Origin of the sequence: Aquipseudomonas alcaligenes NBRC 14159, assembly GCF_000467105.1 — a bacterium.
GTDB lineage: Bacteria > Pseudomonadota > Gammaproteobacteria > Pseudomonadales > Pseudomonadaceae > Aquipseudomonas > Aquipseudomonas alcaligenes.
Genome location: NZ_BATI01000048.1, coordinates 13,220 through 30,899, shown reverse-complemented (window position 1 = coordinate 30,899; position 17,680 = coordinate 13,220). Strand labels below are relative to the sequence as shown.

At 60.6% G+C, this 17,680-nt stretch carries 18 protein-coding genes; 9 read left to right on the top strand and 9 right to left on the bottom strand.

Annotated features, from left to right (window positions below):
* Positions 1-160: 160 nt before the first annotated feature.
* Positions 161-445, top strand: coding sequence for a hypothetical protein (locus PA6_RS20420; RefSeq protein ID WP_043217168.1), 285 nt, complete (start codon positions 161-163; stop codon positions 443-445).
* Positions 446-630: 185 nt separating this feature from the next.
* Here the strand turns inward: PA6_RS20420 and PA6_RS20415 are convergent, their stop codons facing one another.
* From PA6_RS20415 to PA6_RS20405, 3 genes are read right to left on the bottom strand one after another with little or no spacing between them, the layout of a single operon-like run.
* The gene (locus tag PA6_RS20415) at positions 631-1,110 is read right to left on the bottom strand and encodes a hypothetical protein (protein WP_003124105.1); all 480 of its coding nucleotides are present in this window, start codon (positions 1,108-1,110) and stop codon (positions 631-633) included.
* Entirely contained in the window at positions 1,091-1,735 is a 645-nt protein-coding gene (locus PA6_RS20410; RefSeq protein ID WP_021702879.1) for a DUF6036 family nucleotidyltransferase, read from the bottom strand. Before PA6_RS20410 ends, PA6_RS20415 begins: the two co-directional genes overlap by 20 nt.
* Before the next feature lie 38 nt (positions 1,736-1,773).
* Entirely contained in the window at positions 1,774-2,772 is a 999-nt protein-coding gene (locus tag PA6_RS20405; protein WP_021702878.1) for a DNA-binding protein, read from the bottom strand.
* A 306-nt stretch (positions 2,773-3,078) separates the two neighbouring features.
* On the opposite strand from PA6_RS20405, the gene PA6_RS20400 reads away from it, so the two are divergent.
* Genes PA6_RS20400 through PA6_RS20390 form a run of 3 tightly spaced genes read left to right on the top strand, consistent with a single transcriptional unit; the run spans position 3,079 to position 6,039 of the window.
* Positions 3,079-3,924, top strand: a complete 846-nt coding sequence (locus tag PA6_RS20400; RefSeq protein WP_217997231.1) for a site-specific integrase — start codon at positions 3,079-3,081, stop codon at positions 3,922-3,924.
* A 29-nt stretch (positions 3,925-3,953) separates the two neighbouring features.
* Positions 3,954-4,697 (top strand): phage Gp37/Gp68 family protein, encoded by a 744-nt coding sequence (locus PA6_RS20395; RefSeq protein ID WP_003131934.1) that lies wholly within the window; start codon positions 3,954-3,956, stop codon positions 4,695-4,697.
* Between the two features lie 22 nt (positions 4,698-4,719).
* On the top strand, positions 4,720-6,039 hold the full coding sequence (locus PA6_RS20390) for a three-Cys-motif partner protein TcmP (RefSeq protein WP_021702876.1): 1,320 nt from the start codon (positions 4,720-4,722) through the stop codon (positions 6,037-6,039).
* Between the two features lie 189 nt (positions 6,040-6,228).
* On the opposite strand, the gene PA6_RS20385 is transcribed toward PA6_RS20390, so the two are convergent.
* On the bottom strand, positions 6,229-6,447 hold the full coding sequence (locus PA6_RS20385) for a GDCCVxC domain-containing (seleno)protein (protein ID WP_021702875.1): 219 nt from the start codon (positions 6,445-6,447) through the stop codon (positions 6,229-6,231).
* Between the two features lie 261 nt (positions 6,448-6,708).
* On the opposite strand from PA6_RS20385, the gene PA6_RS20375 reads away from it, so the two are divergent.
* From PA6_RS20375 to PA6_RS20355, 5 genes are all read left to right on the top strand, one after another.
* Positions 6,709-7,862, top strand: a protein-coding gene (locus tag PA6_RS20375; RefSeq protein ID WP_115287995.1) for an IS3 family transposase whose coding sequence is annotated in 2 segments (ribosomal slippage) — positions 6,709-6,955 and positions 6,955-7,862 — 1,155 coding nt in all. Because the reading frame shifts where the segments join, the coding sequence is not laid out codon by codon here.
* Positions 7,863-8,320: 458 nt separating this feature from the next.
* Positions 8,321-8,650 (top strand): DUF2790 domain-containing protein, encoded by a 330-nt coding sequence (locus PA6_RS20370; protein ID WP_021702872.1) that lies wholly within the window; start codon positions 8,321-8,323, stop codon positions 8,648-8,650.
* 35 nt (positions 8,651-8,685) lie between these two features.
* Entirely contained in the window at positions 8,686-8,970 is a 285-nt protein-coding gene (locus PA6_RS20365) for a hypothetical protein (RefSeq protein WP_003131929.1), read from the top strand.
* On the top strand, positions 8,963-9,238 hold the full coding sequence (locus PA6_RS20360; RefSeq protein WP_021702871.1) for a hypothetical protein: 276 nt from the start codon (positions 8,963-8,965) through the stop codon (positions 9,236-9,238). Before PA6_RS20365 ends, PA6_RS20360 begins: the two co-directional genes overlap by 8 nt.
* A 154-nt stretch (positions 9,239-9,392) precedes the next feature.
* Positions 9,393-10,055: a methyltransferase family protein gene (locus tag PA6_RS20355; RefSeq protein ID WP_021702870.1), complete on the top strand. Its 663-nt coding sequence runs from the start codon at positions 9,393-9,395 to the stop codon at positions 10,053-10,055.
* Positions 10,056-10,149: 94 nt separating this feature from the next.
* Here PA6_RS20355 and PA6_RS20350 read toward each other — a convergent pair whose 3' ends face one another.
* The 5 genes from PA6_RS20350 to PA6_RS20330 form a co-directional block, all read right to left on the bottom strand.
* Positions 10,150-11,055 carry a F510_1955 family glycosylhydrolase gene (locus PA6_RS20350; protein ID WP_021702869.1) on the bottom strand — a complete coding sequence of 302 codons (906 nt, stop codon included), beginning with the start codon at positions 11,053-11,055 and terminating at the stop codon, positions 10,150-10,152.
* Positions 11,056-11,261: 206 nt separating this feature from the next.
* On the bottom strand, positions 11,262-11,618 hold the full coding sequence (locus PA6_RS20345) for a copper-binding protein (protein WP_021702868.1): 357 nt from the start codon (positions 11,616-11,618) through the stop codon (positions 11,262-11,264).
* Entirely contained in the window at positions 11,615-14,776 is a 3,162-nt protein-coding gene (locus PA6_RS20340; RefSeq protein WP_021702867.1) for an efflux RND transporter permease subunit, read from the bottom strand. The genes PA6_RS20345 and PA6_RS20340 overlap by 4 nt, the downstream gene beginning before the upstream one ends.
* On the bottom strand, positions 14,773-16,254 hold the full coding sequence (locus tag PA6_RS20335; protein WP_021702866.1) for an efflux RND transporter periplasmic adaptor subunit: 1,482 nt from the start codon (positions 16,252-16,254) through the stop codon (positions 14,773-14,775). Before PA6_RS20335 ends, PA6_RS20340 begins: the two co-directional genes overlap by 4 nt.
* Positions 16,251-17,507, bottom strand: a complete 1,257-nt coding sequence (locus PA6_RS20330) for a TolC family protein (RefSeq protein WP_021702865.1) — start codon at positions 17,505-17,507, stop codon at positions 16,251-16,253. The genes PA6_RS20335 and PA6_RS20330 overlap by 4 nt, the downstream gene beginning before the upstream one ends.
* Positions 17,508-17,680: the final 173 nt, after the last annotated feature.

The window sequence follows — 17,680 nt, the reverse complement described above, 5'->3', positions numbered from 1 at the left end:
TCGAACTGTTGGCAACAGAAGCTGGTACGCGCGCCGTGCAGCAGGCTATTCATGCGATTGAATATGGCCTGCCAGTGTGACCCTTATCGGAGTTCTGGAGCAGTGAAGCGATTCTAAGGTTTGGATGGCCACCGCCCGCCCGCCGCTGGAGGTACTGACCATGGAGCATACCAATACTTCACCGCCTGAAACGGTCATAGACATCACTTGTGATGTCTGCTGCCAGAGCGTTCGCGCAGAAGGCTATGGCCAACAGTTTGGAACCCTTCAGGCAAACTGGGGGCATGGTTCCAAGCACGACGGTGAGCGTTATGAGGTTCGGCTGTGCGAAGTCTGCTTCTTCAGAACCCTGAGCCATCTTCGCCGCGAGCGCATGGTCAACACCATGTTTGATGAGGAGCCCGATACCGCTCAGGATGAGTTCGGCCTGCTGCGAATTAAGTAGGCCGATCTGGAGTTGGCAAAGGCACTGGGGTGTCGGTATCAAGGCTCTGGGCCCAGGTCTCGACCAATGCGTGATCGATCACCAAACCCTCGCTCACGTCAGCTAATGCCTCGTGTGTTAGATCAGCGAATCTTCGGTCGTCATTCGAGTTGGCCATTCCGCGTCCATTTTGCCGTGCCCGGCTGCTAGCCGATGGGCGCTGGCTCTGAATAGCCCGTCTTCACGCCCTGAGTGGCGGCGTAATGGCGGGTTTGGAAAGCCAGAACATCCTGCATCTGCTTGCTGACGTCTTCTTCCAGCCCCCACTCATAGGCCAGCTTGTCGAGCTTGTAGCGAGAGACCAACTGGGTCGCCCGCGGCGAGCGTTCTGCCGGTTTCAGGTTCGACCAGCTGCTGACAAAGCCTTTTAGGCGCGCGGCTTTGTCCGTTGATACACAGGGAAAGCGACGCAGCAGGTCGACCAGATAGAGGGCACGCAGCTTCTGTTCAGGCTGGCGCAGCTTGCCCGCCACTTCACGCTGCAATACCGGCACGAGGTCGCGCTCTTCGTACCACAACTGCTTGGCGAGCTCCACGAGAGCATCGGACGCAACTTGGCTAAGGCGCTGCTGAGTGACAGTCTCCAGGAGCGCGCCAAAGCTTTGTTTACGATCCAGACGTGGCATCTCGCCGATCCTCCAGGTACTTCGCTGTGACCAGTTTCAGGCAGCCTAGCATTGCGCTTCGGTTGCCCACAGCATAATCGATTGCCTCTGTTGCCAGTGTAACAAACTGGCCGACATCGACACGGCCGCATTCGATGAGCTGTTCGATATCAGATTGATCGTTTTCCGTAAAGCGGCCGAGCTTGGATATTGCCAGATCCACGCCGGCAGCAACGAAAACATGCAGCGGCTGCTCACCCTCGAAACCCTGCATGGGGATGGCACGCTCACGGTAGTCCTCGTGCAATGGCCCGAGGGCATTGGTGTAGTTCTGATCCAAGTACACCTGCAAGTCGCGGCCGTCGCTGTCCTCATAACCCTCTGGCGGTGTATAGACGGCCATGATCTCTTCCTTACGCAGCACACGGGCCGCCTCGATCTCCGCATCGATGTCCGCACTACCACGCGCATGGGTGAGCAGGTGCACCGCGCAGCCGCCGAAGATGAAGACCTTGAGCGAGCCTGGCGGATTGCCATTCAGTAGCGGCAAGGCCCGGGCGAACAGATTACCAATGGCCTGGCCCAGCGGCGTAGTCAAGCGGACAGGTTCCGCAGCCCCCTCATTGGCAGTCTCAAGTAGTGTCATCTTCACCTCCACTCAGCGCATAGGCTCAGTGTGCCGGTTCATGGGCTACGTGCGCCATCGCTGTTCGCAAGCGGCGCCCCGAGTAGCTTCAGCTGTGCAGTGGCTTCGATCAGGCGCTCCTGCAGGCCTTGCGCCTGTTGCGTCTGGATCGCGGAGGCTTCACCCAGCCGGGACACCTCCTCATGCAATGTGCGACAACGCTGTTCCAGGGTTTCATTCAAGCGCTCGGCGCCGGTCAGCGTGTTTTGCAAGGCCTCCAGGGCCTGAGCTTTCTGTGCCAGTAGCTGTTGCTGCGCATGCTGCTCTTTTTGCAACTGCCGCGCTTCTGCGAGCAGCCGCGCATTGTCGCGGTTCAGTTGGGTCAACTCGTCCTGTTTGACGATCAGGGTCTGCTGCAATTGCCGTAGCTCTAGTTGCAGTTGCTGCATCTGCGACTCGTGTCGACGTTGTTCCTGCTCACGCTGCTCCTTGCTGGCTTGGCGGTAGTGCTCCAAGGCGTCACGTGCGTGCTGATGCTTTTCCTCTAGCGAGCGAATCTGCCCATCGCGGTCTTGCAGGCGCTCCTCCAGGTCGCGGTTGGCCTGCAACAGGCGGGCATTCTCGACCTCGCCCTGTTGGCGTTGCTGCTGCTCCTGCTGTAGCGCGTGCTGGACAACCTGGAGCTGTTCTGTGAGCCCGCTGCACTGACTTTCCAATTGCTGGATTCGGCTTTCGGCCAGCCGCGCTTGGTTCTGGAAATCAAGCCGGTCATGTGCCAGTTGTTCGCGCTCCTGGGCCACGGCCGCCTGCGCATCTTCCTTTAACTGATCTGCCAGTTGGCCGACCAGATTGGCCAGCTGTTCGCTGAGCGGGATCGAGGCCGTATCTCGGCCGCGCTCGGCGTCTTCGAGCTCTTTCAGGTAGCGGTGAATGGTGGTTTTCGAGCCGGTATTGCCAAGTTCGACCCGTACCGCGTCGATGCTGGGGTTCTCGCCCCGCGCCAGAATTGCCTGCCGCGCCTTCTGAACCAGTGCCTTGTTGATGCCGCCGCGGGCCATGGTCTGCTCCTACGATTTCGTATTAGATTACATACTATGTATTTACATACTATATTTAATTGATGTAAGGCGCGTTTAAAGCAAAAAAATCAGATAAAATAATGGAGTATTATTTAATCAGATGGGCAAAAACGGTCGCTTGACAACCGTTTTCCAGTACACAAAGGGCAATCTCGGGCGATGAAGGATGTCGGTCGCTATCTGCAAGCCGGTACGCGGGAAAACACTCGCCGCAGTTACCAATCGGCCATCGAGCACTTCGAAGTGACTTGGTGCGGCTTCCTGCCCGCCACCAGCGACAGCATCGTGCGCTACCTGGTGGACTACGCCGACACCCTAAGCCTTAGCACGCTCAAACAGCGCCTGGCCGCCCTGGCCCAGTGGCATATCGCCCAGGGCTTTCCTGATCCGACCAAGACGCCCACGGTGCGACAGGTGCTCAAAGGCATCCGCACATTGCATCCGGCGCAAACGAAGCAGGCTGCACCGTTGCAGTTGCAACACCTGGAGCAGGCGGTTCACTGGCTGAATCAGGAAGCCGAACGGGCTCGGCAGTCCGGAAACTTGACAAGCCTGCTGCGCAGTCGGCGCGATGCGGCGCTGCTGCTGATCGGCTTCTGGCGCGGCTTTCGCAGCGACGAACTCTGTCGACTGCAGGTCGAGCATATCCAGGCCGAGGCCGGTGCTGGCATGAGCCTGTTCCTGTCGCAGAGCAAGGGTGACCGGGAAAACCTCGGTACGACCCATTACGCACCGGCCCTGAAACGCCTCTGCCCGGTACAGGCCTATCTCGACTGGATCAGTGTTGCCGGCATCACCCGCGGCGCAGTGTTCCGCCGGCTGGATCGCTGGGGGCGGCTGAGCGACGAGGCCTTGCATCCTGGCAGCCTGATCAGCTTGTTACGGCACATCCTACAGCGCGCCGGGATACCGGCTGAGCTGTACACCAGCCATTCGCTGCGCCGTGGCTTCGCCACCTGGGCCACGGCCAACGGCTGGGATCTCAAGGCGCTGATGACCTACGTGGGTTGGAAGGACATCAAGTCGGCCATGCGCTACATCGATCCCGCCATCTCCTTTGGCGGCCTGGCGGCGAAACCCGCCCTTGAACTGATTACTGGCACTTTGACGCAACTGCCAGCTTCTCACTAACATCGACGCACGACAGGAGTGAAGGTGCAATGAGTACGCAGACCAGCATCGAATGGACGGAAATGACCTGGAACCCGGTGGTGGGCTGCACCAAGGTATCGCCGGGTTGCAAACACTGCTATGCCGAGAACATGGCCCACCGCCTGCAAGCCATGGGCACGCCGGGTTACGAGAACGGTTTCCGCCTGAGCCTGCGGCCGGAAAAGCTTCAGGAACCGCTGCAGCGCAAGAAACCGACCATCTACTTTGTCAACTCGATGTCCGACCTGTTCCACGAGCAGGTGCCGGACGAGTACATCGACCAGGTGTTCGAGGTGATTCGCCAGGCGTCTCAACACACCTTCCAGATTCTCACCAAGCGTGCCGAGCGCTTGGCCGACTACTTCAGCCAGCGGACTCCGCCCGTGAACGCCTGGCTGGGAGTATCGGTCGAGGACAAAGCCTATGGCGTGCCGCGCATAGACTGCCTGCGCCGCATAGACGCAACAATCCGCTTCCTCTCGGCCGAACCCTTGCTGGAGGATCTGGGCGAGTTGGATTTGACCGACATCCACTGGGTCATCGTTGGCGGTGAGTCGGGTGGCAAGGCGCGTCCCATGAAGGAGGAATGGGTCGACAACATTCATCGCCAGTGCGATGAATTCGGTTCGGCCTTCTTCTTCAAACAATGGGGCGGTTGGGGAGCCGATGGCGTTAAACGCTCGAAGAAAGCCAACGGCCGGCTCCTGAATGGCCAAACCTGGGATGAGATCCCGCTGCTCAACCTCGCCTGATCACCACGACAAGGACTACTCGATGGCCAAGGATGACGAAAAATACCGGTGGGATTGGGCGAGCCAGACTTTTCCAACCATCGACCCGCACAGCAAGATCAAACACCAGATCATCGATGAGTACATTCAGACTTACATTGATGTCCTGATGCGCAATCAGCAGATGCCTGCGCTGGGCCTGTCGGTCGTCGATGGCTTTAGTGGCGGTGGTATCTACAACGATGACGCGGGTGGCAAGCACTTCGGATCGCCGGTGATCGCCCTGGAGGCAATTCAAGAATCCGAAGTTCGCAATAACCTTGGCCGTATTAAACCCCGTCCCATCCGCTCCCAGCATTATTTTGTCGATGTGAAGAAAGACAACATCGACTGTCTGCACGCCGTCCTGGCCAGCCGAGGCCACAGCCAGCGCTTCGGCCGCGATGTACACCTGCATACCGCCGAGTTCACCCAGGCGTTACCGGCGATCGCCCACAACCTCAAATCGTTCGGCATGAGCGAGCGGGTTCTGTTTCTGCTGGATCAGTACGGCTACAGCGACGTGCCGTTCTCCAAGATCAAATGGATCTTTCAGAACATAGCCAATGCCGAGGTGCTGCTGACCTTCAATGTCGACTTCCTAGTGGCCTATCTCTCCGACCGCCAGGCCAATCGAAAGGCCATCTCCAACATCGATCTGGAGCGGCATATCCCTTGGGATATGCTTAAGCACCTAAAGGCGCATAACCCGCGCGATTGGCAGTACCTGATTCAGCGCTGCCTATCCGACGGGATCAAGGAGGAAACCGGCGCACCATTCATGACCATCTTTTTCATCCGCCCCGTGGGCACCAATCCCATGGCGTACTGGTTCATCCACTTGGCGAAGAGCTACCGCGCCAACGACGTGATGAAGAAGATCCACTGGAAGTACGGCAACAACTTCTCCCACATGCTGTCCCCCTCATGCTTCTTTGGCTATGACGCCAATCGCGACATCAAGGTGACGGATCAGCAAGAGCTGATATTCGAAGAGGAGCATCAGTTCGACATCGTCACGGATACCCGCATCCGAGGTGAACTGTCGGAGTTGCTGCCCAAGCAGGTTTACGAAGTCGAACAGCAATCGTTTGGAAGCCTAATGAGTGGGCTTGCCAATTACACGATGGCGGACGAGTCGCGGGTGAAGCAGGCTCTGGATATTGCAGTCTCCAATGGTGATCTCCTCGCCGTGGACAAGGACGGTAAGAAAAAACGCCGCAAGGGCAGCAGTATCAAGATAACCGATACCCTAGTGGCCCCACCCCAGCGGCCCTTTTTCTTTCTGCCACCGCCTCCGAAAGCGAAGGTGGATGAGTCTTGAGACCGAGCAACGGCATGAAACTTGGGGCTTACCCGGTACTGGAAGAGGATGTGGCCCGGCTGTCGCCGCTGATCTACGAACACATCAACATACTCGGTCGGTATGTCCTTTGCGGTACCGGAAGAGGTCGCCCGCGGCGAGCTGCGTCCGCTGCGCAACCCTGACTACGACCTGTAATCCACCCGAGCTCTACGGGCAACACCCACGCAGCTGCTGCTGGATCGGCGGCCACTTCACCGAGCCGAACGAACAGAACACGCAGCATTCCCCCGGATTGGGGCGCAGCAGCGCCTTGCAGTTGCTGCACTCGTAATAGAACTGGCAGGCGTCCGCGGGCATGGTTTCCGGCTTGGCGAAGCCGCAGAGCGGGCAGGTCGCCGTGAGCTCGTTGTCGCCGGTGAGCAGCACCGTGCGCAGACCATCTTGCGCTGCGCACTGACCGCCTCGACAGCATCCGCCCGCAGTGTGTCGCCGAGAGCAAGCACGCCCGTCGAGGGCTACTGCGATGACCGTTCGGCCTACCTCCTCCAGCGTGCGAATGCGATATATACGCTTCATAAAAATGGGCATATAGGTTCCAAAAGGCCTGATGCTCGAAACCTCGCAGGGGTTCTACCCCGTTAACACGGACACTTTCGAGTAAGCTCACGCCGAGCTGAAGGAGTGTTCATGAAGCGCAAGAAATACAGCCCCGAATTCAAGCGGGAAGCCATTGAGCTGGTTCGTCGTTCAGGGGCGAGCTGTCGACAGGTGGCCTTGGAGATTGGCGTTGCCCCCAGCCTGCTCACACGCTGGGTGCGGGAGGCGCAACCAGGCACTGAGAAAGCCTTCCCTGGAACGGGAAGCCCGCGGGATGAGGAGCTTGCCCGCCTCAAGCGCGAGCTGGCCCGGGTCACCAAGGAACGTGATTTTTTAAGAGACGCGGCAGCGTACTTTGCCAAGGAGTCATCGAGCGGTACACGGTGATTCAGCGCTGCCGCAACGAGTACCCGGTACGCCTGATGTGCCGTTGCCTGAAGGTTTCTGCCAGTGGCTACTATGCCTGGCAGGATCGTGAGCCAAGCTCGCGTGCTCAAGAGAATGCGCGCTTGGTGAAGCGCATTCGGGAGATTCACGAAGACAGCCGTGGCGTGATCGGAGCACCACGCATGCACGAGGATCTGCTCGACGAGGGCGAAACCGTCAGCCTGAATCGCGTTGCTCGCCTGATGGCTGCTGAGCGGATTCAAGGCTGGCCACGCCGGAAACGACGTGGCTTTGGAAGAACCGCCAGTGGCCGCCCAGCAGGCGTGAAAAACCTGTTGGAGCGCGACTTCAGCGCGCCGGAACCGGAGCGCAAGTGGGTCACGGACATCACGGAGATAGCCACGCTGGAAGGCAAGCTCTTCCTATGCGTGGTGCTCGACTTGTATAGCAAACTGGTGATCGGTTGGTCGATGCATCACCGCCAGGATCGGCAGATGGTGATTCGAGCGGTGGAGATGGCGGTTTGGCAGCGCCAAGGTGACTGGTCAGTGATCCTGCATTCGGATCGCGGCAGCCAATTCACCAGTGCTGACTACCAGCGCTTTCTGAGTCGCAACACGCTCGTCTGCAGCATGAGTGCCGTCGGTCATTGCGGCGACAACGCTGCGTGTGAGGGTTTCTTCGGTCAGCTGAAAAGGGAGCGCGTTTCCCATCAGTCGTATCGAACCCGTGACGAGGCTCGGGCGGATTTATTCGACTACATCGAGCGGTTTCATAACCCCCGAATGCGTCGTAGAGTCGCCCGGCAAGATTTGAAGTTTTCAGCCCTTTTCAAACCGTCCGTGGAAATGGGGTAGAACCCAGCCCATGGCAGCACCCAGGAATTCAACCCTGGGTCGGCGAGTTCATCCCTCAATTGCTTGGTCATGCAAGGAATGCAGACTGAGACCGACACGCAAGTAGGCGGTTTGTGTCCTTACATGGATGATCAAATGTCCTGCTCGATCAGTTGCGCTGCCTCTTATACTGGAGCAGTAACAAGCATTGTCGACTCATCGCCCGTCAACACTTCGCCGCAACACGATTATTACACCTCCCTCCTTGGCCGCATGGCCGTCGCTCCCGATCCTTTTCCTCCTAAGCAGACTGTTCTGATCAATCTCTGAAGCTGTTCGTTGACGTCCGCTGGGCGTCTGTTTAGACGAAAAAATTTGGATATGGTCGCCGACATTTTGATTGTTGTTCATGCCGACAAGCATGCGGAAGCAATTCCCTGAATCGCCAGGGACCGCTATCCGCTTGAGGAGAGTGCCCAATGAAAAAACTGAAACTTTTGCTTGTGCCTGTATCGATATGCACAAGACGAGCCACAGCTCTACTCGCTGCAGTGGCGCTGCTCGTGGCTGGAGGTATGGCTCATGCCGCTCAGGAACAAGCCATACAAGGGGTACAGGGCGATATTCAGCAGATCCCGGTCGAGACCTACCACTACGGGATGAAGCTGGATATTGCCCGGGTCTTGTCCATCAGCGATACGAGCCAGGAGTGCGGCGTTGTGCCTTCGATCATGCGGTACGAAGACAGCAGCGGAGCCCCACGGGCCTTGGAGTATCAGATTTATGGCGGCGGTTGTTCTGATAATTGAGCGGATGCGCCTGAACCAACCTTGAGGACTACACCATGATCAAGAACACGACGCTTTACCTAAAAGGCTTGTTGCAGCACCACCCACTGATTGCGGGACTTGCGGTTGCCGTAGCGTTCACTCTGCTGTTTAACCTGGGCGGCCTGTTTGCTGTAGCCACCCTGCCTGTTCTGCTTTCTGTTCTGCCGTGCCTGGTGATGGTCTGGCTCTGCATGAAGAGCATGGGTGGCGAGACCTGCAAACAAGAAGTTCCAGAGCAATCATCGCTAACCCGAATGAACGAAACCACTGTTGTCGATCAGGAGAACCGCCATGCGTAACGCCCTTATCTATACCGCCGCACTTGCCTCCGCAATAACGTTTGGTACGGCTTCCGTTGCTATTGCCGAGGCGTCCAAGGATACCGCCAAGAGCGGTTCCGAGATGATGATGGGAGAAGGCATGCACATGATGGACGGCAATAAAATGCCAATGATGGGAATGATGCAGGAGATGAATTCAATGATGAAGAACTGCAACGAAATGATGGAAAACATGAACAAGCAGATGAGTAAGGAGGCGGGTCAAGGCGACAGCAAGGCGCAGTAAAGAGCTCGTTGCTTGCCACCCCCTCTAAGCCTCCGGCGTAGAGGGGAATAAGTGAATGGCGCCGGGTACGGCACCGTCAGCGGTGTCGATACCCGGACGCTTCGAGATTTTCGCTACACAGTTCCACTGCCGATCGATAGGAAGGAGCCTGACCATGAATGACTTCGCCATGCACTACGGGCACTGGGGCTGGGTGCTGGTGATGGTATTGATTGCCTCCTGGCTTCTCTACCGCTTTGCCGCCCCACGCAGCTGGCGTGAGTGGACGGGCGCCGGCCTGGTGCAAGCGTTCATCATCGCGTTATACGCCGAGATGTATGGCTTCTCGTTGACCATCTATCTGCTGACGGGGTTTCTGGGCATCGATCTTCCTCTGACGGGCTATTCCGGGCATCTCTGGGCCACCTTGCTGGGCTACGGCAGCCTCGGCGCCACGCTGGAAATGCTGCTGGGCGGAGTATTCATCGTCATTGGTCTGATGCTGTTGATCCGCGGCTGGGTTCAGGTCTACTACGCCAGCCTGGAGGGCCAGTTGGCCACCCAAGGCGTCTACAGTCTGGTCCGTCACCCGCAGTACACAGGGATCATGCTGGCCGTTTTCGGTCAGATCATCCATTGGCCAACGATCATCACCTTGCTGTTGTTTCCGGTGATCGTCTTTGCCTATGTTCACCTGGCCAGGCGGGAAGAATCAGTGTTGACGGCGCGGTTCGGCGAGGCCTATCAAGCCTATCGCCGGCACCTACCGATGTTCTTTCCACGCCGGCAGGAGTGGGGGCGGTTTCTCCACGCACTGTTCTTTCCCCATCCCAAATAGCCGGATGCTGCGGAAAACTTCGTCCCACCTCTGCGCGGGACAACCATGCCGCGTCGCCCCGGCCTTCCTTGCTTGCCTTTGAGCCGCGGCTGCATCACTCCAGAGTCTGACCGGCTTTGGCGATCGCGCTCCAGGTCGTGCCGGCGTCCTTTGATAGATAGACGTCACGTTTGAAGGTCGCCGTCGCCCATTCCTTTGGCTGGACTGGGTTCTGTGCAAGATAGGCGATAGCGTCCTCATCCAGCTCAGGCACGCCGAGCGGGGTAATCTCGCGCGTCTTCAGATCCAGCCTGGATAGCTTGGCCGCGTCGCCGTAGCTACCGAACCATAGGCTGCTGCCATCAAGACTGAAGGTGACGCTCACTACCTGTTCGCCTTCGACGACCGCCCTGAAGCGTTGACCCGCATCGCGCGACAGGTACAGGCCCGCTCCGGTCGCCACCGCGACCAGCCGGTGGTCGCTCGGATGCACCGCCAGTGCGGTCGGCGCCTCGCCAATTCCCTGCGCGGATGCGCGCTGCCAATTGGCTCCATCGTTGCGGCTGTAATACAAGCCCGGGGCGCTCATCCGCGAATTCGGACGGGTGTTGTAGACATATAGGGTTGCGCTATCGTAACCGCTGGCCAGCAGGTGGAAGTCCGACTCGCCTTGTAGGCCCAGTTGCTGCCACGTGCGCCCTCCATCGCTGCTCTTGATCACTCCGAACGGATTGACCAGACCGCTGCCGCGGGCCGGGTGGCCGCTGCTGTAGATCGCCTGGCGCGTCACCGAATAGCCCATATAGTCGTGTGCAGGTCCGGGTGCCTTGCTCCAGCGCCCTTGGCTGTAGACGGCCAGACCATGGTGACTGGGAATGGACAGCTGTTGACCATCCGGGCTGAACGCCAGCCCGTGTACATGTTCCAGGGTGACCGCTGCATCGCCGCAGGCGGCAAGAATGGTGACGCCGACTAGCAGCCCGAGCCTAGCTGCACCGCGTAGTAGGAATGTCAGAGGCATGATTGCTTCTCCAGGTGAGGGGCAATCTGTGCCAAGGCCTCTTTCGAAAAAGAGGCGCCTGATCCAGGCGCCTAGGGCCAACCTCCAAACCAAAGGAGCAACGGGAGGATGGCAGCACAGTTACCCATGGTTGAGTCAAATCACTGATCCGAAAGACTGGCCCGGCGAAAGGATATAGCTCACCGGACCGGCCATTCTTGGCGCTATTACTGCATCGGCTTGATCGACAGGAGCGTCGCCGTCATACCTTCGCTCTTGAACTCGAACATCACCTGTTGGCCGACCTGCACTTGAGCCAGTTGCTCGGGCGTCGCCTTGAAACCCATGGTCATCGCCGGCCACTTCACGGCAGGCACGGGGCCATGGGCGATGGTGACACTGCCTTTCTGACTATCGATGGCCTTGACGGTGCCGGAAGCCTGGGCGGTTGCCATAGCCCCCGATTGCTCCATCTGCATTTCTTTCATGGGCATCTTGTCCATGGGCATGGCAGGCATTTCGGTGGCAAAGACCGGTTGGCCGAGGACCAGAGTCAGAGCACCTAGGAGGGTGTAGTTCTTCATGCGAGTTTTCCTTCTGCTTGGTTGGGGATGAATTCAGAGGTCTGGCGGCGACGCATCAGCCGATAGGCCGCCGGCAGGACGAACAACGACAACAACGGCGCGGTGACCATGCCGCCGACCATGGGCGCGGCGATGCGGCTCATCACCTCGCTGCCGGTGCCGCTGTCCAGCAGGATCGGCAGCAGGCCGGCGATGATCACCGCCACGGTCATCGCCTTGGGCCGCACACGCTGCACGGCGCCTTCGCGGATTGCCTCGATAAGCGCACTTTCGTCGGTGCGGCCGGCGTCTTGCCGTTCGTTCCAGGCGTTCTTCAGGTACAGCAGCATGATCACGCCGAACTCGGCGGCGACCCCGGCCAGGGCGATAAAGCCGACCCCGGTGGCCACCGACTGGTTATAGCCGAGCAGGTAGAGGAACCAGATGCCGCCGACCAGTGCGAAGGGAAGTGTGGCCATGATCAGCAGGGCTTCGCTGAAGCGAGCGAACGTCAGGTAGAGCAAGACGAAAATGATCACCAGGGTGGCCGGCACCACCAGCTTGAGCCGGGCATTGGCGCGTTCGAGAAACTCGAACTGCCCGGAGTAGCTCAGGCTCATGCCCGGCTGTAGTTTGACCTGATCATTAATGGCCTGGCGCAGGTCACCCACTACTGAAGCCAGATCGCGGCCACGCACGTCGATGTAGACCCAGCCAGACAGACGCGCATTCTCGCTTTTCAACATGGGTGGACCATCGCTGATCTTGACCTGCGCCACGGTGCCAAGGGTGATCTGGCTGCCCTGGGGGGTATAAATCGGCAGCTCACGCAGCCCTGCCAGTGAATCGCGCCACTCGCGCGGGTAACGCAGGCTGATCGGGAAGCGCGCCAGGCCCTCGATGGTCTCGCCGATGTTCGCCCCGCCGATGGCGCCGGCGACGATCGCCTGCACATCGGCGATATTCAAGCCATAGCGCGCCGCTGCTTCGCGGTCGATCTGCACATCCACATAGCGCCCACCGGTCAGGCGCTCGGCCAGAGCGGAACTGACGCCGGGCACGAGTTTGGCGACCCGCTCGACTGCCTGGGTCATCTCGTCGATTTGCGCCAGGTTGCTGCCGGCGACTTTGACGCCGATCGGGCTCTTGATGCCGGTGGCGAGCATGTCGATGCGGTTGCGGATCGGCGGAATCCATAGGTTGGCCAGCCCTGGCACCTGCACGGTACGGTCCAATTCCTCCACCAGCTTCTCCGGGGTCATCCCCGGTCGCCACTGCTCGCGCGGCTTGAACTGAATGGTGGTTTCGAACATCTCCAGCGGTGCGGGGTCGGTGGCGGTTTCGGCACGGCCGGCCTTGCCGAACACATGGGCGACTTCCGGCACCGTCTTGATCAGGCGGTCGGTCTGCTGCAGCAGTTGCGCCGCCTTCTGCGCGGACAGCCCCGGCAGCGCGGTGGGCATATAGAGCAGGTCGCCCTCGTCCAGCGGCGGGAGGAACTCGCCACCGAGACGGCTCATCGGCCAGAGCGCACTGAGAAGAATCAGCAACGCGACCAGCAGGGTGATTTTCGGCCGCCGTAGTACCGCGTCCAAGGCCGGCTGATAGATGCGGATCAGCCAGCGGTTCAGCGGGTTCTGTTCCTCGTTGGGAATCCGCCCGCGAATCCAGTAGCCCATCAGCACCGGCACCAGGGTCACCGACAGGCCGGCGGCGGCCGCCATGGCGTAGGTCTTGGTGAAGGCCAGCGGACCGAACAGGCGGCCTTCCTGGGCCTCCAGGGTGAAAACCGGGATGAACGACAGGGTGATGATCAGCAGGCAGAAGAATAGTGCCGGGCCGACCTCCACCGCCGCCTCGGTGATCACGTGCCAGTGATGTTCGCCCTTGAGGTCCTCGCCCGGGTGTTCCTCGCGCCAAGCCTCGATCTTCTTGTGCGCGTTCTCGATCATCACCACCGCGGCGTCGACCATGGCGCCGATGGCGATGGCGATGCCGCCGAGGGACATGATGTTGGCGTTGATCCCCTGCTGCTGCATGACGATAAAGGCGATCAGCACCCCGACCGGCAGCGAGACGATAGCCACCAGGGATGAGCGCAGGTGCCAGAGAAACAGCGCACAAACCAGGGCGACTACGATGAACTCCTCGATCAGCTTGTGACTGAGGTTTTCTACGGCACGATCGATCAGCTTGCTGCGATCATAGGTGGTAACGATCTCCACCCCCGAGGGCAGGCTCTTGCCCAGTTCGTCAAGCTTGGTCTTGACCGCGGCGATGGCCTCGCGAGCATTCTTGCCGCTGCGCAGGATCACCACGCCGCCGACTACCTCGCCCTCGCCGTCGAGTTCGGCGATGCCGCGACGCATTTCCGGGCCGAGTTGGATGTGCGCCACCTCGCCAAGCGTCACCGGCACGCCGCCACTGTCCAGGCGCAGGGGGATGGCGCGAAAGTCATTCAGCGTCTGCAGGTAACCCGAGGCGCGCACCATGAACTCGGTCTCGGCCAGTTCCAGCACCGCACCGCCGGTTTCCTGGTTGGCCTTGGAGATCGCCTCGGCGACCTGCTGCTGGGTGATACCGCGGCTGGCCAGTTTGATCGGATCGAGCAGCACCTGGTACTGCTTGACCATGCCACCGATGGTGGCCACCTCGGCGACATTGGCCAGGGTCTTCAGTTCGAACTTGAGGAACCAGTCCTGCAACGCCCGCAACTGCGCCAGGTCATGCGTGCCGCTGCGGTCGACCAGGGCGTACTGATAGATCCAGCCCACCCCGGTGGCGTCCGGCCCCAGGGCGGGCGTGGCTCCCGCAGGCAGACGGGCCTGTACCTGGCTAAGGTATTCCAGTACCCGCGAACGCGCCCAGTACAGGTCGGTGCCGTTCTCGAAGAGCACGTAGACGAAGCTGTCGCCGAAGAAGGAATAACCGCGCACCGTTTTCGCACCCGGCACCGAGAGCATGGTGGTGGCCAGTGGATAGGTCACCTGGTTCTCGACGATCTGCGGCGCCTGCCCCGGGAAGGGCGTGCGGATGATCACCTGCACATCGGAGAGGTCCGGCAGCGCGTCGATGGCGGTGTTCTGCACCGACCAGACACCCCAGCCGACGGCGAACAGGGTGGCCAGCAGCACCAAGAAGCGGTTGGCCACCGACCAGCGGATCAGCTTGGCGATCATGGTTGCACCTCCAGCTTATCCAGCCGCTCGATCAACAGGCCGTCGTCCGTTTCGCGCACGCCAACGTGTATCGAGTCCCCTGCCTGTACGCCCTCCAGCAGAGTCGGATCTGCCAACGGAAAGGTCATGGTCATTCCAGGCATGCCGAGGGTCTTGAACGGACCATGGGCCAGGGTGACCGAGTCGTTGTCGATCTCGACCACCTTGCCTTCCGCCTCATGCAGGGCCTGCATCGGCTGAGCGTCGGGTGATGCGAGGTCCTGGGCGAGTACCCCGCGCAGGCTGGCCTCGGAATCGAGCAGGAACTGTCCGGAGGCGACTACCTGCTGACCTTCCTCCAGGCCCTCGACAATTTCCGCCTTGTCAGTCCTTTCCTGTCCAAGACGGACCTCAACCGGTCGATAACGACCCTCGCCTTCGACTAGCATCACCAGGGCACGCCGGCCGGTACGGATCACCGCTTCATTCGGCACGTACAATGCGTTCTGTTCGCTCGGGCGACTCAGCCGAACCTTGGCGGTCATGCCTGGCCGCAGACGGCCCGCCGGGTTATCCAGTTCGACCCGCACGCGCAGCGTGCGGCTATCCAGGTTGGCCTGCGGCAGGAAGGCGCTCACCTTGCCCGCCAGCACTTCACCGGGGAAAGCAGGCAGGTATGCCTCCACCGGCTGGCCGAGCTGCACGCCACCGGCTTCGGCCTCAGGCACTGCCACGTCTAGCCAGACACTGCTCAGGCCGTTGACTGTGGCCAAGGGTTGGCCGGCTGCCAGGGTCATGCCTTCGCGGACATTGAGCTCCTGCAGCACGCCGGCAATCGGGCTAGTGACCGTCCAGAGGGCCTGGACCTTGCCACTACGCTCGACTCGCTCGATCAATGACTGCGGCATCCCAGCCAGCCGTAGGCGCTGCCGGGCTGCGTCCAACAATGCTCTTTCACCGACCTCGCGCAAGGCCAGGAACTCTTCTTGAACAGCCGCCCATTCAGGTACCAGCAGGTCAGCCAACGGGGCCCCAGCAACCAGCAGATCCTCGGGCGCGCGCCGATACACGCGCTCGACGAAGCCCCCGCTGCGTGCCTGCACCACGGCGACATCGCGGCTATTGAAGGCCAGGTTGCCGACCACTTCCAACTCAGTGACCGAGTGTTCACGGGTGACAGTCGCTAGGCGCATGCCCAGGTTCTGGACGACGCTTGGGTCGATGCTGACCGCGGCACTGTCACTCGCCTCGCCGGCGTAGCGCGGCACCAACTCCATGTCCATGAAGGGAGACTTGCCGGGTTGGTCAAATTTCTGCTGCGGGTACATGGGGTCGTACCAATAGAGCACTTCGCGCTCGTCCGGTGCGGAGGACTCCTGGGCATTGGCCATGCTGGCCCCGGCCTCCACCAGGGGCTGAGCGAACCAGTAGCCGCCCGCTGCACCAATGGCGAGCGCCAAGCCCGTCAGCAACGCGCCTTTCCAGATTCGAGTCTTCATTGGCTACTTTCTCCATAGGCGAAATACAGGCGGGCACTGGTCTGTGCACGTTGCTGTTCAAGGTCGATGTGTTTCAGGCGGGCCTCGATGAGTTCGCGCCGCGCGGCCACTAGCGCCATTAACTCGCCACGGCTGGCGCGGTAGTCCGCCATGGCCAGGCGTACCTTCTCCTCGGCCAGCGGTACCAGGGTTTGTCGGCTGCGCTCCACGGCGCGCTCCAGGCGGCGGTGTTCGGCCAGATCGTCGGCCAGCGCTTGCGCGTGCTCCCGTGTCATGGCTTCGCGCTCGGCTTCCAGGCGCAGCACTTCGGCGCGCTTGGCGGCGATCTTCGGGTCCTGCCGGCTGGCGGTGAACAGGGGTAGGTCGAAGGTGAACTGCACGGAGACCATGTCGCCAAAGGCCTCGCCACGTTTTTGGTAGGCCAGCTCCCAGCTCCAGTCGGGCTTCTTGTCCGCTTCGGCTAGACGCACCTGGGCCTCTGCCTCCTGTGTCATCGGCGTGAAGGCCTGCAGCTCAGGGTGACGATCCAAACTGTGGCGGAAATGCAGGTCATCGACTCGCCAGCTCGGCCAAGAGCCGGACAGCGGCTCGACCGCCACCGGCCCGACCCAGCGGCGCAGGGCCGCGCGGGCCTGCGTGCGGTTGCGTTCTAGTTCATCTTCCTGCTCGGCGAGCAGTGCTGCTTCCTGCTTGGGCGCCAAACTGTCAGCCGCCTGGCCACGGCCGCCGGCCAAGTTGGCCTGTACGGCCTTGGCCAGCAGGCGATTCTCGTCGTACAGAGTCTGGAACAGTTGCAGTTTCTGCTCGACCGCGAAGCCGCCGATCCAGGCAAGCGCAGTTTCACGGCGCACCTTGAGGCGTTCGACCCGCTCCAGTGCATCGGCGCTGTCGATGCCCGCCTGGGCAGCCTCGACACGGGCACGGCGCTTGGCTCGGTTGGGAACTTCTTGCATGACCCCGACCATCTGCATGGTCATGAAGTCGCGCGTGAGGCTGCCACGGGCATCGCCCTCGATGGGAAAGTTCTGGATACCTAGGGCAAGCTTGGGGTCCGGTAATTCACCGGCGGGAATGGCGGCCTGCATGGCGGCATCTTGGTTGGCAGCCTGGGCAGCCAGTGACGGTGCCTCGCGCTCCGCCAGGCGCAGGGCTTCGTCCAGGGTAAGGGCGGCGGCCAGGCCGGGCACGGCCAGGGCGCACAGCGTGAGGGCGGCCAGCGAAAGGCGTCCTCCGCAATAGCGTCGGAAACTCATATTCACGATTCCTGTGGATGATCCGGCGCGCACCCAAAGGGGCACACGCACACCGTCTCGCCGCCTAAGCGGGGGAAACGGAACTCAAGTCAGCACGGGAATCAGGCGCGAGGGGGCCGCCACACCCCAGAAGGGGGCGCGGCTGGAAGGAAATCGTGGGTAGGAGTGGTTAC